The following is a 16,118-nucleotide window of genomic DNA, read 5'->3' as shown; positions in this document are numbered from 1 at the left end:
GTGTTACGGAAAGAACCACCGTTCAGACGTTCACATCTACGGAGTCCCCGTGTCGCTGCCACCCCTGGTAGAGCCAGCTGCTGAGCTCACCGTTGACGAGGTCCGTCGGTACTCCCGCCACCTGATCATCCCGGAGGTCGGGATGGACGGCCAGAAGCGCCTGAAGAACGCCAAGGTGCTGGCCGTGGGCGCGGGTGGGCTCGGCTCGCCCGCCCTCATGTACCTGGCCGCGGCCGGTGTCGGCACGCTGGGCATCGTGGAGTTCGACGAGGTCGACGAGTCGAACCTACAGCGCCAGATCATCCACAGCCAGGCGGACATCGGCCGGTCCAAGGCCAAGTCGGCCCGTGACAGCGTGCTGGGCATCAACCCGTACGTGAACGTGGTCCTCCACGAAGAGCGGCTCGAAGCCGAGAACGTGATGGAGATCTTCAGCCAGTACGACCTCATCGTCGACGGCACGGACAACTTCGCCACGCGCTACCTGGTCAACGACGCCTGCGTGCTGCTGAACAAGCCGTACGTGTGGGGCTCGATCTACCGCTTCGACGGCCAGGCCTCGGTCTTCTGGTCCGAGCACGGCCCGTGCTACCGCTGCCTCTACCCCGAGCCGCCCCCGCCGGGCATGGTCCCGAGCTGCGCCGAGGGCGGCGTACTGGGCGTGCTCTGCGCGTCCATCGGGTCCATCCAGGTCACCGAGGCCATCAAGGTCCTCACGGGCGTCGGCGAGCCGCTGGTCGGCCGCCTGATGATCTACGACGCGCTGGAGATGCAGTACCGCCAGGTCAAGGTCCGCAAGGACCCCGACTGCGCGGTCTGCGGCCCGAACGCGACCGTCACCGAGCTCATCGACTACGAGGCCTTCTGCGGCGTCGTGTCGGAGGAGGCCCAGGAGGCGGCCGCCGGCTCGACGATCACTCCCAAGCAGCTCAAGGAGTGGATCGACACCGACGAGCCGATCGAGATCATCGACGTCCGCGAGGTCAACGAGTACGAGATCGTCTCGATCCCCGGCGCGAAGCTGATCCCCAAGGGCGAGTTCCTGATGGGCACGGCCCTCCAGGACCTGCCGCAGGACAAGCGCATCGTCTTGCACTGCAAGACGGGTGTCCGCAGTGCGGAAGTCCTCGCGGTACTGAAGTCCGCGGGCTTCTCGGACGCGGTGCACGTCGGCGGCGGCGTCATCGGCTGGGTCCACCAGATCGAGCCGGACAAGCCGGTCTACTAGGCCCGCCCGCACACCCGGTGATCCGCAGGGGCCGTACCGCGCTCTAAGCGCCGTACGGCCCCTGTGGCGTTCCCGGACCGGTCAACTGCCCTGCGGCTGCCGCGGCTGCCGCGGCTGCTGCGGGGCGACGGGCGTTCCCGTGGGGTCCGGGGCCGCGGTGCACACGATGCCGGGCGCCGGGGACTTCCCGTCCAGCAGGTACGTGTTCACGGCCTGCTGCACGCACGCGTCGCCGCTGTTGTAGGCGCCGTGTCCCTCGCCCTTGTACGTGAGTTCCACGCCGACGCCGGGGCCGAGGCGCTCCACCATCTTGCGGGCGCCCTCGTACGGGGTGGCCGGGTCACCGGTGTTGCCGATCACCAGGATGGGCGCGGATCCCGGGGCGGACACGTCCGGGGTCACCCAGGCGCCCGCGACGGGCCAGTCGGTGCAGCCCATCATCGCCCAGCCCAGGAAGTCCCCGAAGACGGGCGAGGCCGCGCGGAACGCCGGGAGCTTGGCCTTGGTCTGCGCGAGGGTGTAGCGCTCCTTGGAGTCCGCGCAGTTGATCGCGGTGTTCGCGGCGCCGATGTTGCTGTAACGGCCCTGCTGGTCGCGGCCGTTGAGCGCGTCCGAGAGGGCCATCAGCAGCTGGCCCTGGCCGCCGCCCGCCTCGTCCAGGCCCTGTTCCAGCAGGGGCCACAGCTCCTTCGAGTACAGGGCCTGGGCGATGCCGTTCGTCGCGGCGCTGTCGGTGAGAATCCGGTCGCCGATGCCCGCGATGGGCTTCGCGGCCAGCGACTTCTGGAGCTTGATGACGTTCTCCTCGATCTCCTTGGCGGTGCTGCCCTGGAGCTGGCAGGCGTCGCCGCGGTCGACGCAGTCCTGCGCGAAGTTGCCGAGGGCGAGCTGGAAGCCCTCGGCCTGGCCCAGGGCCCCCTCCTCCGAGGTCTTGGTCGGGTCCACGACGGCGTCGAAGACGGCCCTGCCGACGTTCTTGGGGAAGAGGTGGGCGTAGACCCCGCCGAGCTCGGTGCCGTAGGAGATGCCGAAGTAGTGGAGCTTCTCGTCGCCGAGGGCCTGGCGGATGCGGTCCAGGTCGCGGGCGGCGTTGGAGGTGCCGACGTGCGGAAGGACCTTCGCGGAGTTCGTCTCGCAGGCCTTCTGGTATTTCCTGATGTTGTCGACGAACGCCTTCTCCTGCTCCGGCGTGGCCGGCGAGGAGTCCTGGGCGTAGTACGCGTCCAGCTGCTTGTCGTCCTCGCAGCGGACGGGGGCGCTGCGGCCCACCCCGCGGGGGTCGAAGCTCACCAGGTCGTACCGGGCACGCAGGGCCTCGTACTCCTTGGCGGCGCCCGGGAGGGTGGTGAGGCCGGAGCCGCCGGGGCCGCCGAAGTTGAAGACGAGGGAGCCGAGGCGGTTGTCCTGGTCGCGGGCCTTCGCGCGGATCAGGCCGAGCGGGATCGTCTCCCCCTCGGGCTCGGCGTAGTCCAGGGGGACGTCGAGGGTGGCGCACTGCCAGTCCTTGCCCGGGGCCGGTCCGCCGCCCTCGGCGGGGGTCGGGGCCTCGCACTCGCCCCACTTGAGGGGTTCGGCACCCTTGGCGCCGCCGCCCTTCGTTTTCTCCCCGTCGCCGCTGTCGGAACAGGCACTGGTGGTGAGCAGTGCGGCGGCGAGGGCGGCGGAAGCGGTGACCCGCAAGGCGTTTCTCGACATGCGCCCATCCTGTGCGCGCTTCGCCGGGGCCGCCCCCGCGATGAGCCGAACGGGGGGCACCGGGGGCCGGGCGCGCATCAGGGCGCGATGAGCAGCTGCCGGGCGGCGGCGCGGCCCGTCGCCACGCAGGCGGCCACGCCACGCCCTCGTACGCCGCTCCGCACAGGGCCAGCCCGGGGAGCTCGGAGGCCGCCTCGCGGATGCGGGCGACGCGGTCGCGGTGGCCGACCCCGGGGGCGCAGCAGCTCCGCCGCCGCGAAGGCCGGGAGGGCGAGGACCACCGCGTCCGCCTCCATCGTCAGCGGCCCGTCGTCCGTCATCGCCGCGACCCGCCACCGGTCGCCCGGCAGCCGCTGGAGCGAGCGGGCGGTGGTCCCGGTGAGGATGCGGGCCCCGCAGGCCGCGGCGAACGGCCTGCGGGAAGCGGCCGGTGCCGCCGGCCACGCCCTGTACGGCCACGGCCGCCGATCGGGGCGCGCCCGCCGCCCGCATCCGGCGCAGCGCGGGCAGCAGCGGGCCGCCCTGTTCGGCGAGGGCCGCGATCCGGGGCATGGCCGCGCGCAGCGAGAGCGAGTCGGCGCGGCCCGCGTAGACCCCGCCGAGCAGGGGTTCGACGAGCCGGTCCACGGCTTCCCGGCCGAGGCGGGCGGCGAGGTAGCCGCCCACCGAGCAGTCCCCGGTCAGCGGCTCCGCCGGCAGGGTCTCCTCGGCGGCCGCCCGGGCCACGCCCGCGGGCGAGAGCAGGCCGGTGCCGGCCAGCGCCGCGGGGTCGGTGGGGACGCCCATCACGTGCCCGTCCGGCAGCGGGCGCAGGGCGCCGTGGGTCCAGACCGTGGTCGGCGCCTTCGCCGGATCGCACAGGGCGTTGCCCAGCCCGACGGCGGCGGCCAGTTCCACTGCCTCGGGCCGCAGGGCCATGAGGGACTCCGCCCCCTCGTCCACGGTGATTCCGGCGATGGTGCCGGTGCGCAGCTTGCCGCCGACCTAGGTGCGGCTCTCCAGCACCTCCCACGTGGCCCGCACCAGACCGCCCTTGCCGCGCGCCTTCTGGTAGGCGCGGCGGCGTCCCGGATCGGCCTGGATGTCGGCCCAGGCGTCGACCGGGTCGCCCAGCCGCGCCTTGGCCTCGCGGTACATCTCCAGGAAGGAGTGGCGGTCCGGGCAAGAGGACCCGCTTCTGACGCTACGCCCGTGAAATCAGTGAAAGCGGTGACAAAGGTCCCGTGCGGGCATGACCTCTTTCCGCACTTTCCCGGGCCGAGTGGATGTCAGGCTGGGAGGGCCCAACTCGTGGAGGGCGGCGGGAAATCACGCGATGGAATTCCCATTCGTGCCGAAGTCCCAGTGGAAAGGGCGGCGGACGGGAGCGGGAGCGGGAGCGGGTGCGTGTGCGGGGGCGAAAGCCAAACGCGCGGCGGGCGGCCGCAGAGGGGGGTACACCTGGCTCCCGGACCAGCACGGCGCATGGGCCATGCTGGCCGTGCCGTTCCTCGCGGGCACCCTGCTCGCCCCCCGGCCGGGGTGGGCGCACGCACTGCTGTTCGCGGCCTGGCTGCTCGGATACGTCGCGGTGTTCCACGCCCAGCAGTGGCTCCGGCTGCACGCGCGCGGGCTGCGCTCGGCCCGGCGGCACGGCCGGCCGGCCGTGGCCTTCGGGGCGGCCTTCGTGGCGGCGGCGCTCCCGCTCGCGGTGGCGCACCCCTGGCTGGTCGTGGCGGCGCTGCTCGCCGCGCCGTTCGTGGCGGTGAACACCCGCCACGCGCTGCGCGGCCGCGAGCGGGCCCTGGTCAACGGCCTGGCGGCGGTGGTCCCGGCCTGCGGGATGCTGCTGGTCGCGGAGCGGCTGGGCGGGGGCGCGACGGGCGCCGCGCGGGCGCCGGCGCTGGCCTGCCTGCTGTACTTCGCGGGGACGGTCCCGTACGTGAAGACGATGATCCGGGAGCAGAACTCGCCGGCCTACCGCCGGGGTTCGGCCGCCTACCACGCGGTCGCCCTGGCGGTGGCCGCCTGCCTCTCGCCGTGGCTGGCCCTGTCCTTCGCCGCCTACCTCGCCCGCGCCGCCGCCCTCCCGGGCCGGGGGCTGCGCGTCCCGGTGGTCGGCGCGATCGAACTCGCCTGCTCGGCGGCCCTCCTCCTGACCCTGACCCTCGCCTTCTGACCCGCCGGGCTCCGGGCCCCCGGGGCGCAGCCCCGAGGGTTTGACCGTGCCGGGGTATCCGGGGCCGGTCCCCGGGAGGGGCGGCCGCCGTGCACCGGTACCCCGGCCGGGAGGCTAGATGGCCTCCTTGCGCGTCAGGAAGTTGAACGAGATCCACCCCGGCAGCACCGGCAGCCAGAACGTCATCAGCCGGAACAGCAGGACCGCCGAGATCGCGACCTCCTTCTCCAGCCCGGCCGCGACCAGGCCCAGCGTCAGCGTGGCCTCCACCGCGCCCATGCCGCCCGGTGTGGGGGCCGCCGACCCCAGCGCGTTGCCCGCCAGGAACACCACCGCGATGCTCGCGTAGCTGATGGCCTCGCCGCCCCCGAACGCCCGGATGGACGCGTCCAGGCACATCACGAAGCAGCCCGTCAGCAGCAGCATCCCGCCGATGCCCGTCACCAGCTTCTGCGGCCGCTGGAGCACGTCCAGCATGCGCGGCACCACGCCCGCGAACAGCGCCCGTACCCGCGTCACCACGAACTTCCGCATGAACGGGACCGCCGTCACCACCAGCACCAGCACCGCCACCGTCAGCAGACCCGCGATCACCGTCCGGGACGGGGTCATCTCCGGGGTCTTCTCGGTGCCGGTCAGGTAACCGAACGACAGCAGCAGCAGGACGTGGCTGGCCAGGCCGAACAGCTGCGAGGCTCCGACGCTCGCGACCGCGAGCCCCGGCCGGACCCCCGCCCGCTGCAGGAACCGCGTGTTCAGCGCGACACCGCCGACCGCCGCCGGAGCCACCAGCTTCACGAACGACCCGGCCACCTGCGCCACGACCGTCCGCAGGAACGACACCCGCTCCGGCACGAAGCCCAGCAGGCTCATCGCGGCTGCGAAGTAGGTCAGCACCGAGAAGGCCATCGCCGCCCCGACCCAGCCCCACTGCGCCTCCGCGACGGTCTCCGCGAGGGGGACGTGCGCCAGCTGCGTCAGCAGGAAGTACGCACCGAACGCGCCCGCGATGAACGACACCAGCGTGCGCGGCCGGATCCGCTCCAGCCGGGCCGGCTCCACGGGGGCCTGCGGGCGGATCAGCAGCACCTGCCGGCGGATCTGGCTCAGCAGGTCCTCCTCCCGCGCCCCGTCCAGCGCGTCGTCCAGCGCCCTCTTCTCGGCCTTGCGGTCGGCGGAGGCCGACCTCGCCGCCGCGTCCGCCTCACGGGCCGCCTTCGCCGCACGTGAGGACTCCAGCACGGCCTCCCGCTCCCGGTCCGCCCGCTCCCGCGCCAGCAGGCGCAGCGTGGACCGGGTGGAGCGGCTCAGCGCGATCGGCTGGAGCAGCGGCAGGCAGTCCGCCACCGCGTCCGGGCCGAGCACCGACACCGCCGACGCCACCGACCGCTCCGCCCCGACCCGCAGGCCGAGCGTGGTCAGCAGCTGCGCGATGTCCATCCGGAGCACCAGGTCCCCGGCGGCGATCTCACCGCCCCGCAGGTCGGTGAGGATGACGTTGCCGGAACGATCCACCACGAGGGCGTCACCTGTGAGCCGCCGGTGCGCGATGCGCCGCGACTGCAGGGCCCGTACCTGCTCCCAGGCGTTGCGGCTCAGCTCGTCGGTGATCTCCTCGTCGGGGAGGGCGTCCAGGGTCCGGCCGCCCAGGTGCTCGTAGACGAGCATCACGGCGTCCGGGCCCAGCTCGGAGGTGGCGATCAGCTTCGGCGCGTTCGCCCCGGCCGCGATCGCCGCGTACGCGAGCAGAGCCTCCTGCTCCAGCGCCTGGCGCAGGGACTGCAGGCTGCGCCGCGTGGTGATCCCGCGCAGGGTGAGTCGGCGCCAGACCCGGTAGAAGAAGCCCTGGGCCTGCTGCTCGCGGTCGACGACGGTGACGTCGAGGGGCGGGCCGTCCTCCAGGGTGACGTGGTAGCGCCGGCCCCGGTCGCTGACCTCGCTCACATCGGCCCCGTCGCCCTGGTCCGCGCGCATCGCGCTGACCGGGCGGAACCCGACCCGGCGCAGTCCCGCGAGGAGGGTGTGGCCGGTGGGCCGGACGTTGGGCGAGCCGACCGCGTACAGCGTCCCGTACGCGACGCTCCAGCCGAGCAGCACCGTCAGGATGATCGAGAAGGGGGTGGTGTAGCCGCCGACCAGCATCGTGAACGCGTCGAGCAGCAGGACCACCCACAGGGCGACCCGCCAGCGGGGTCTGCGCGTCATCCCGACCGCGGTCATGTACGCGATCACGGGCGCGAGGTAGCCGTGTACCGGATCGGTGAGGGCCCCGCCGACCCCGGCGGGCCGGGTCAGCGCCTCCTGGATGGTGTCGGGGGCGGCCTGGGAGACCCACAGGTCGGTGGCGAGCGTCACCCCGTGCGCGAGGACGGCGGCCAGCACGCCGTCGGCGATGCGCAGTCCGTCGCGCTTGATCAGCCGCTCGATGGCGAAGGCCACGGGCAGCAGGAGCACGGCGATGCTCGACACCAGGGCCGCGACCTTGATCAGCAGGTCCGGCGCCGCGCCCGTGCCCTCCTTGATGTCGGCCTGCAGTCCGGCGGTCGTGCCGTGGGCGAAGGCGGAGATGCCGAGCACGACGGCGATGCCGAGGATGCCGACGAGGAGCCGCACGAGGTCGGAGGGGCGGTGCACGCGGGCAGCGAGCAGCGGTTCGTCGACCTCGACGCGGTCGGCCTCCGTCGGGGCGTGTCCGTGCAGGCCCTCCGGCTCGCTGCCGGCGAAATCGCGGTCGGCGGTGGGGTCGCGGTCGGGGTCGGCGTCGGGGTCGGGGTCGCGGTCGGGTTCGCCGGAGCCCGCGGGGGCGCCGGGGCCCGCCGGGCCCTTGCGGCCGCCGCGGCCGTCGCCGGCGTCCGGCCCGTCGGTCTCGCGGTCGCCGTTCGGACGGCGGTGGTCCGGCTCCCAGCGGTCCGGGCGCGGTCGGCCGGGGCGCGGGGCGGGGCCGTCGTCCGGGCGCGCGCCGTCGTCTGGATCCGCGCCGTCCGGAGGGCTCACACCCTGCTCCTTCGTCGTCACTTCCGTCTCTTCTTGATCACGTATCACCAGTCACCGCCCGGAAGATGGTGGCACGGACCGACGGGAGCGCGGGGCATCAGGGTGCGCGCCGGTGCGGAACCCAATCTTCCGCGGAGGGGCGGCCGACGTGCTGCACCATGGGCCGGATGAGCGAGGAACTGCCCGCCTACGCGGAGCGCGTACTGGAGGTGGCCGAGCGGATTCCGCCCGGCCGGGTGATGACGTACGGCGACGTCGCCGAGTGGCTCGGCGAGGGCGGTCCGCGCCAAGTCGGGCGCGTCATGGCCCTGCACGGGGGAACCGTGCCCTGGTGGCGCGTGGTGCGGGCGGACGGCGTACCCCTCCCGGGGAGCGAGCGGCGCGCCCTGGAGCACTACCGGGCCGAGGCCACGCCGCTGCGTCCGACGGCCGGCGGCGGGCCCAGGCTGGACATGCGCCGGGCGCGCTGGGACGGGAGCCCGGACCCCGGACGGGACGACAAGCGCGACGAGGCTCACACCTGACAGCTTCGGCCATGCGCGGCCCGGACGGGCGGTCGAGCGCCCGTGCGAAGGCCCGTACGGGGGACGCGGAGGAACTGCGCGGGGGCACGCGGTTGACGTAGCGTTGCCCCTTCGGCCCCGGCCGGGGCCGTCGCGGCGGGCGTCGCGACAGCCGCCGCCGGGACCCCCGCGGCGCCGCCGCACCGCGCGGACCGCCCGTCCGCGACGGGCACCGCGACCCCCGTACCACCCGCAGACCCACCAGGACCGGCAGCTCACGTGATCACCTCTTCCTCCGACCGCACCGCACGGCGGCGCACGCGGACCCCCGACGCGTACCGCCTCGTGCGCACCGGGCCGGAACGGGTGGATCCCCCTGTTCTGGACGCAGCGCAGCGCGCGGTGGTTGACCACGCCGGCGGACCCCTGCTGGTCCTGGCCGGACCGGGCACCGGAAAGACCACCACCCTGGTGGAGTCGGTCGCCGCCCGCGTCGAGGCGGGAACCGACCCCGCCCGGATCCTGATCCTCACCTTCAGCCGCAAGGCCGCCGTCGAACTCCGCGACCGGGCCGCCGTGCGGCTCGGCGGCGCGCGGGCGCCGCAGGCCACCACCTTCCACTCCTTCTGCTACGGCCTGGTCCGCGCCCACCAGGACACCGACCTCTTCGCCGACCCGCTGCGGCTGCTGTCCGGCCCCGAGCAGGACGTGATGGTCCGCACCCTGCTGGAGGGCCAGCGCCGGATCCGGTCCATCCGCTGGCCCGACGACCTGCGGGCCGCGCTGACCACGCGCGGCTTCGCCGACGAGGTCCGCGCGGTGCTGGCCCGCGCCCGCGAACTGGGCCTGGGCCCGGCCGCCCTCGACTCCTTCGCGACCCGGATCGGGCGCCCGGACTGGAAGGCGGCGGCGGCCTTCCTCTCCGAGTACCTGGACGTCCTGGACATGCAGGGCACGCTGGACTACGCGGAACTCCTCCACCGCGCGGTCCTCCTCGCGGAGCGCACCCCGGCGCTCGCCTCCGCGTACGACGTGATCCTCGTGGACGAGTACCAGGACACGGACGCCTCGCAGCTGCGCCTGCTGCGGGCACTGACCGGCCCCGGCGGCACGCTGATCGCCTTCGGCGACCCCGACCAGTCGATCTACGCCTTCCGCGGCGCCGACATCAACAACGTCCTCGACTTCGAATCGGCCTTCCCGGGCGCGGCGGTCCGCGCGCTGACGGTGGGCCGCCGCTCGGGCGCGGCCCTGCTGGCCGCCACCCGGCTGCTCACCACGCGCATGCCGGTGCCGCGGCTGCCGTCCGCCGCCGTACGGGCCCACCGCGCGCTCCAGTCCGTACGGGAGGGCGGCCGGGTCGAGGTGTACACGTACCCCACCGCCGGGGCGGAGCTCGACAACATCGCCGACGTCCTGCGCCGGGCCCACCTGGAGGACGGGGTGCCGTGGCAGGACATGGCCGTCCTGGTCCGCTCCGGCGGCCGCACCCTCCCGGCGATGCGGCGGGCGCTGAACACGGCGGGGGTCCCGACCGAGACGGACGCCTCGGGCTCCCCCCTGCGGCACGAACCGGCGGTCGCCCCCCTGCTGACGGCCCTGCGCACCGCGGCCACGGCCGCCACCCCGGCCCCCCTCCCGTCCCCCCGCGCAGCAGAACCGGCCCCGGACCGCCCGCCCGGCGACGCGGCGGAGGCGGCGGACGCGGCGCTCGTCCCGGGCCCCGCCGCCGACGGAACCGAGCCCCCCCCGCCGGGCACACCCGCCGAGCCCGCCCCCGAGCCGACCGCCCCCGAGCCGACCGCCCCCGGCGCCGGTCCGGCGCTCCGCCCCGCGGAAGCGGAGCCGGCGTCCGGTGGCACCGTGGCCGGAGCCGGGCGGTCCCTGCCCGCCGCAGCCGCCCCGGCCACCGAGGGCCCCGCCTCCGGCACCGAGCAGCCCGAGCCCGCCGAGGCCCTCGAGCCCACCGCCGGAGACCCGGCCGAGCCCACCGCCGGAGACCCGGCCGAGCCCACCGCCGGAGACCCGGCCGGCGGAGGGTGGATCGGCGTCGAGGCGGCCCTCGCGCTGCTCGCCTCGCCGCTCGGCGCAATGGACGCCGCCGACCTCCGCCGCCTCGGCCGGGCCCTGCGCGACGAGGAGCGCGCCGCCGGCGTCACGGTGCCCGCGCCCTCCGACGCGCTGCTCGCCCGCGCGCTGGCCGAGCCCGAGCGGCTCACCGCCCACGACCCCGCCTACGCCCGCGGCGCCCAGCGCCTCGGCCTGCTCCTGCGCAAGGCCCGCGAGCTGCTCCAGGGCGGCGGCACCGCCGAAGAGGCCCTCTGGGCCCTCTGGGACGGCACCCCCTGGCCGCAGCGCCTGGAGCGGAGCGCCCGCCGCGGCGGCGCGGCCGGCCGCAACGCCGACCGCGACCTCGACGCCGTCTGCGCCCTCTTCGACACCGCCGCCCGCGCCGAGGAGCGCACCGGCGGCCGCGGCGCCCTCAACTTCCTCGAACAGCTCGAAGCCGAGGACATCGCCGCCGACACCCTGACCGGCCGCGCGGTCCGCTCCGACGCCGTCCGCCTGATGACCGCCCACCGCTCCAAGGGCCTGGAGTGGTCCCTCGTCGTCGTCGCCGGCGTCCAGGAGGGCCTGTGGCCCGACCTGCGCCGCCGCGGCTCCCTGCTGGAGGCCGACCGCATCGGGCGCGACGGGCTCGCCGAACCCCTCACCCCCGGCGCCCTGCTCGCCGAGGAGCGCCGGCTCTTCTACGTGGCGGCCACCCGCGCCCGCGAACGCCTCGTCGTCACCGCCGTCAAGGCCCCCGCCGAGGACGGCGACCAGCCCTCCCGCTTCCTCACCGAGCTCGGCGTACCGCCCAAGGACGTCACCGGCCGCCCCCGCCGGCCCCTCGCCGTCCCGGCGCTCGTCGCCGAGCTCCGCGCCACCACCGTCGACCCCGAGGCCTCGCCCGCCCTGCGCGACGCGGCCGCCCGCCGCCTCGCCCGGCTCGCCGCGCTCACCGACGACGAGGACCGCCCGCTGGTCCCCGCCGCGCACCCGCAGCGCTGGTGGGGCCTGTACGAGCCCACCCGCAGCACCGTCCCGCTCCGCGACCGGGACCGGCCCGTCGCCCTGTCCGGCAGCGCCCTGGAGCAGCTCGCCCACACGTGCTCCCTCCAGTGGTTCCTCGGCCGCGAGGTCAAGGCCGACGCCCCCTCCACAGCCGCCCAGGGCTTCGGCAACGTCGTCCACGTCCTGGCCGACGAGGTCGCCTCCGGCCGCACCCCCGCCGACCTCGCCGTCCTCATGGAACGCCTCGACTCCGTCTGGGACGCCCTCGCCTTCGACGCGCCCTGGAAGTCGGCCCAGGAGAAGGAGAACGCCCGCACCGCCCTGGAGCGCTTCCTGCGCTGGCACACCACCGACCGGGGCGGCCGGGAGGCCGTCGCCACGGAGCACGAGTTCGACGTCACCCTCGACGCCGGCGAGTACGCCGTCCGCATCCGGGGCTCCATGGACCGCGTCGAGGCGGACCCGCAGGGGCGCGCGTACGTCGTCGACTTCAAGACCGGCAAGGCGTCGCCCACCAAGGACGAGGTGGCCCGCCACCCCCAGCTCGCCGTCTACCAGCTCGCCGTCCGCGAAGGCGCCGTCGACGAGGCCTTCGACGGCCGCCGCCCGCCGCCCGGCGGCGCCGAACTGGTCCAGCTCCGCCAAGGCGCGGCCGTACGGGACGGCGGCGACGCCGTGCCCAGGATCCAGGCGCAGCAGCCGCTCGACGGCGAGTGGGTCGGCGACCTGCTGGCCACCGCCGCCGGACGGGTCCTGGACGAACGCTTCGCGCCCGCCGTCGGCCGCCACTGCGACCACTGCTCCTTCCGCAGCTCGTGCAGCGCCCGCCCGGAGGGCCGCCAGACGGTGGAGTGACGCCGTACGGCACGGATGCGCGGGAGCCGCCGGGCGGCGCGGGAGCCGCCGGGGGAGCGGGGAAGCCGGGGTCCGGACCCGGCGGGAGACGGGTCGGCGGGGAGTGTCAGCGCGGACGGCTAGCCTTTTCACGTGCCCGCGCGCAGTCACGTCCTCGCCGACCCCGAGCAGCTCAAGGAGCTCCTCGGCATCCCCTTCACGCCCGAACAGCTGGCGTGCGTCACCGCCCCGCCCGCCCCCCAGGTGATCGTCGCGGGCGCCGGCTCCGGCAAGACCACCGTCATGGCGGCCCGCGTGGTCTGGCTCGTGGGCACCGGGGCGGTCGCGCCCGAACAGGTCCTCGGCCTGACCTTCACCAACAAGGCCGCCGGCGAGCTCGCCGAGCGCGTGCGCAAGGCCCTCGCCCGGGCCGGCATCACCGACCCGGACCCCTCCCCGGCCGACGCCGACGCGGCCGGCGGCGAGCCGCGCATCTCCACGTACCACGCCTTCGCCGGCCAGCTGCTGAAGGACCACGGCCTGCGCATCGGCCTGGAGCCCAGCTCCCGCCTGCTCGCCGACGCCACCCGCTTCCAGCTCGCCGCGAAGGTGCTGCGCGAGGCCCCCGGGCCGTACCCCTCGCTCACCAAGTCCGTCCCCGACCTGGTCAGCGACCTGCTCGCGCTCGACGCGGAGCTCTCCGAGCACCTGGTCGAGCCGCCCGAGCTGCGCGCCTGGGACACCGCCCTGCTGGACACCCTCGCGGGAACCAAGCTCAGCAACGAGGACCTGCGCAAGGTGCCCGAGGCGGTGCGCGGCCGCCTCGAACTGCTGGAGCTCGTCGCCCGCTACCGCGCCGCGAAACGCTCCCGCGACCTCTTCGACTTCAGCGACCAGATAGCCCTCTCCGCGCGGCTCGCCACCACCCGGCCCGAGGTGGGCGCGCTGCTGCGCGAGGAGTTCCGGGTGGTCCTGCTCGACGAGTACCAGGACACCTCCGTCGCGCAGCGGCTGCTGCTGTCGGGGCTCTTCGGCGCGGGCAGCGGGCACCCCGTGACCGCCGTCGGCGACCCCTGCCAGGCGATCTACGGCTGGCGCGGCGCCTCCGTGGCCAACCTCGACGACTTCCCCGAGCACTTCCCGCACGCCGGCGGCAGCCCCGCCACCCGCTTCTCGCTCAGCGAGAACCGGCGCAGCGGCGGCCGCCTGCTGGAGTTGGCCAACGGCCTCGCCGCCCCGCTGCGGGCCATGCACGAGGGCGTCGAGGCGCTGCGCCCGGCGCCCGGCGCGGAGCGCGACGGCACCGTCCGCTGCGCCCTGCTGCCGACGCACGCCGAGGAGCTGGACTGGCTCGCCGACTCCGTCGCCCACCTGGTCCGCACCGGGACGCAGCCGCGGGAGATCGCCGTGCTGTGCCGCTCCGCCGGGGACTTCGCGCGCATCCAGGCCGTCCTGGTGGACCGGGACGTCCCCGTCGAGGTCGTCGGCCTCTCCGGGCTCCTCCACCTGCCCGAGGTCGCCGACCTGGTCGCCGTCTGCGAGGTGCTCCAGGACCCCGGCGCCAACGCCTCCCTCGTCCGCCTCCTCGTCGGCCCGCGCTGGCGGATCGGCGCGCGCGACCTGGCCCTGCTGGGGCGGCGGGCGCGGCTGCTGATCGGCCGGGCCCCCGGCAGCCCGCGGACGGACGCCGACGAGCGGCTCGCGGCGGCCGTCGAAGGGGTCGACCCGGCCGAGATCGTGTCGCTGGCCGACGCCCTGGAGACGTTCCTCGACGGAGCCGGGCAGGCCTCCGACGACCTGCCCTTCTCGGCGGAGGCCCGGGTCCGCTTCGCGCACCTCGCCCAGGAGCTGCGCGACCTGCGGCGCTCGCTCGCGGACCCGCTGATGGACGTACTGCACCGGGTGCTGACGGCGACCGGCCTGGAGGTCGAGCTGTCCGCGTCCCCGCACGCGCTGGCCGCCCGCCGCCGCGAGACCCTGTCGAACTTCATGGACGTCGCCGCCGGCTTCGCCGCCCTGGACGGCGAGGCCTCGCTGCTCGCCTTCCTCGCCTTCCTGCGGACCGCGGCGCAGTACGAGAAGGGCCTGGACCACGCGTTGCCCGGCGGCGAGAACACGGTGAAGGTGCTGACGGCCCACAAGTCCAAGGGGCTGGAGTGGGACGTGGTCGTCGTCCCCGACCTCTGCGCGGGCTCCTTCCCCAAGGAGAAGCCGCCGGAGTCCTGGACCTCGTACGCCAAGGTGCTCCCGTACGCGCTGCGCGGGGACGCCCCCACCCTGCCGGGGGACCCGGCGTGGACCTCGGCCGGCCTGAAGGCCTTCAAGGCCGCCCTGAAGGACCACAAGGCCGTGGAGGAGCTCCGCCTCGGCTACGTGACCTTCACCCGCCCGCGCTCCCTCCTCCTGGCCTCCGGCCACTGGTGGGGCCCGACCCAGAAGAAGCGCCGCGGACCGTCCGATTTCCTCACCGCGCTGTACGGGCACTGCGCCGCCGGGTTCGGGGAGATCGAGGCCTGGGCCCCCGAGCCCGACGCCGACGCGGAGAACCCGGCCCTGGCCGGCGAGGCCGGGGCGGACCACTCCTGGCCGCTCCCGCTGGACCGTGACTCCCTGCGGCTGCGCCGCGCGGCGGCCTCGCTGGTGGAGTCCTACCTGGCGGCCCCGCCGCCGGCGCCCGCCGGGGAGGAGCCGTACCTCTGGCCCCCGGACTGCGAGGACCCGTCCCACGACGAGGCCCCGTGGCCGGACCCCGACCCGTACGCCCCCGACGCTCCGGACGGCGCCCCGCACGCCCCCGCGGCCGCCCGGCCCCACCCCGAGGACCCCTGGGCGGAGGACCCCTGGGCCGCCGAGCCGTGGGAGGCCCGGCCGGGGGCCGGGGGTGGGCCCGTGCCGCCCGCCGGCCCCGCCGCGGGCCGCCCGACCCCGGAGGACGCCCGCGCCATCGCCTCCTGGGACCGGGACCTCGACGCCCTGGAGGGCGAGCTCCGCCGTGCCCGCGCGGCCGTCCGGGACGTCGAGCTGCCCTCCGCGCTGTCCGCCAGCCAGCTGCTCCGGCTCGCCGCCGACGAGCAGGGCTTCGCCCGCGACCTCGCCCGGCCCATGCCCAAGCCGCCACAGCCCGCCGCCCGCCAGGGCACCCGGTTCCACGCCTGGGTCGAGTCCCGCTTCGACGAGCTGCCCCTCCCGATGCTCGACGTCCTGGACCCCGCAACGGAGCTGCCCGGCTCCGACCAGGAGATCGCCGACGAGGCCGACCTCGCCTCCCTCAAGGCCGCCTTCGAGCGCAGCCCGTACGCCGACCGGCCTCCGCACCGCATGGAGGCCCCGGTCCAGATCACCCTGGCCGGCCGCGTCATCCGGGGCCGGATCGACGCCGTCTACGCGAACCCCGACGGCTCGTACGAGATCGTCGACTGGAAGACCGGCCGCACCACCGAGGCCGACCCGCTCCAGCTCGCCGTCTACCGCCTCGCCTGGGCGGAAGCCACCGGTACCCCCCTCGACCGGGTCGCCGCCGTCTTCCTCCACGTCCGCAGCGGCCGCGTGATCCGGCCCCGCGACCTCCCCGACCGGGCCCGCCTTGAGCGGATCCTCCAAGGCGAACCGGGCACGGACGGTGACCACCAGGCGGACGGCTAGGCTCGTG

8 protein-coding genes and 1 pseudogene are annotated in these 16,118 nt (G+C 75.3%); 5 read left to right on the top strand and 4 right to left on the bottom strand.

Annotated elements, in window-relative coordinates:
* Positions 1–49 precede the first annotated feature (49 nt).
* Positions 50–1,228, top strand: coding sequence for an adenylyltransferase/sulfurtransferase MoeZ (moeZ, locus tag ACFWTC_RS19365; protein ID WP_383927826.1), 1,179 nt, complete (start codon positions 50–52; stop codon positions 1,226–1,228).
* 81 nt (positions 1,229–1,309) lie between these two features.
* On the opposite strand, the gene ACFWTC_RS19360 is transcribed toward moeZ, so the two are convergent.
* From ACFWTC_RS19360 to ACFWTC_RS19350, 3 genes and pseudogenes are all read right to left on the bottom strand, one after another.
* Positions 1,310–2,923 (bottom strand): alpha/beta hydrolase, encoded by a 1,614-nt coding sequence (locus ACFWTC_RS19360; RefSeq protein WP_383927864.1) that lies wholly within the window; start codon positions 2,921–2,923, stop codon positions 1,310–1,312.
* A gap of 402 nt (positions 2,924–3,325) precedes the next feature.
* A pseudogene (locus ACFWTC_RS19355) lies at positions 3,326–3,895 on the bottom strand (FAD-dependent oxidoreductase); the annotation flags it as partial.
* 12 nt (positions 3,896–3,907) lie between these two features.
* The gene (locus ACFWTC_RS19350; RefSeq protein WP_384026943.1) at positions 3,908–4,060 is read right to left on the bottom strand and encodes a hypothetical protein; all 153 of its coding nucleotides are present in this window, start codon (positions 4,058–4,060) and stop codon (positions 3,908–3,910) included.
* Between the two features lie 94 nt (positions 4,061–4,154).
* Here ACFWTC_RS19350 and ACFWTC_RS19345 point away from each other — a divergent pair, with 94 nt between their 5' ends.
* A complete protein-coding gene (locus ACFWTC_RS19345) occupies positions 4,155–5,081 on the top strand; it encodes a YwiC-like family protein (RefSeq protein WP_383927820.1) in 927 nt (308 codons plus the stop codon).
* 114 nt (positions 5,082–5,195) lie between these two features.
* Here ACFWTC_RS19345 and ACFWTC_RS19340 read toward each other — a convergent pair whose 3' ends face one another.
* Positions 5,196–8,123, bottom strand: a complete 2,928-nt coding sequence (locus tag ACFWTC_RS19340; RefSeq protein ID WP_384026940.1) for a YbhN family protein — start codon at positions 8,121–8,123, stop codon at positions 5,196–5,198.
* A gap of 110 nt (positions 8,124–8,233) precedes the next feature.
* Here ACFWTC_RS19340 and ACFWTC_RS19335 point away from each other — a divergent pair, with 110 nt between their 5' ends.
* The 3 genes from ACFWTC_RS19335 to ACFWTC_RS19325 all read left to right on the top strand — a co-directional run bounded on the left by ACFWTC_RS19335 (position 8,234) and on the right by ACFWTC_RS19325 (position 16,111).
* On the top strand, positions 8,234–8,599 hold the full coding sequence (locus ACFWTC_RS19335) for an MGMT family protein (protein ID WP_384026937.1): 366 nt from the start codon (positions 8,234–8,236) through the stop codon (positions 8,597–8,599).
* Between the two features lie 258 nt (positions 8,600–8,857).
* The gene (locus ACFWTC_RS19330; RefSeq protein ID WP_384026934.1) at positions 8,858–12,490 is read left to right on the top strand and encodes an ATP-dependent helicase; all 3,633 of its coding nucleotides are present in this window, start codon (positions 8,858–8,860) and stop codon (positions 12,488–12,490) included.
* A gap of 132 nt (positions 12,491–12,622) precedes the next feature.
* Positions 12,623–16,111: an ATP-dependent helicase gene (locus ACFWTC_RS19325; RefSeq protein WP_384026931.1), complete on the top strand. Its 3,489-nt coding sequence runs from the start codon at positions 12,623–12,625 to the stop codon at positions 16,109–16,111.
* Positions 16,112–16,118: the final 7 nt, after the last annotated feature.

The organism is Streptomyces sp. NPDC058619 (assembly GCF_042717785.1).
Lineage (GTDB): Bacteria > Actinomycetota > Actinomycetes > Streptomycetales > Streptomycetaceae > Streptomyces.
Note: the sequence above shows the minus strand (reverse complement) of the source record. Positions and strands in the feature narration are given on the sequence as shown.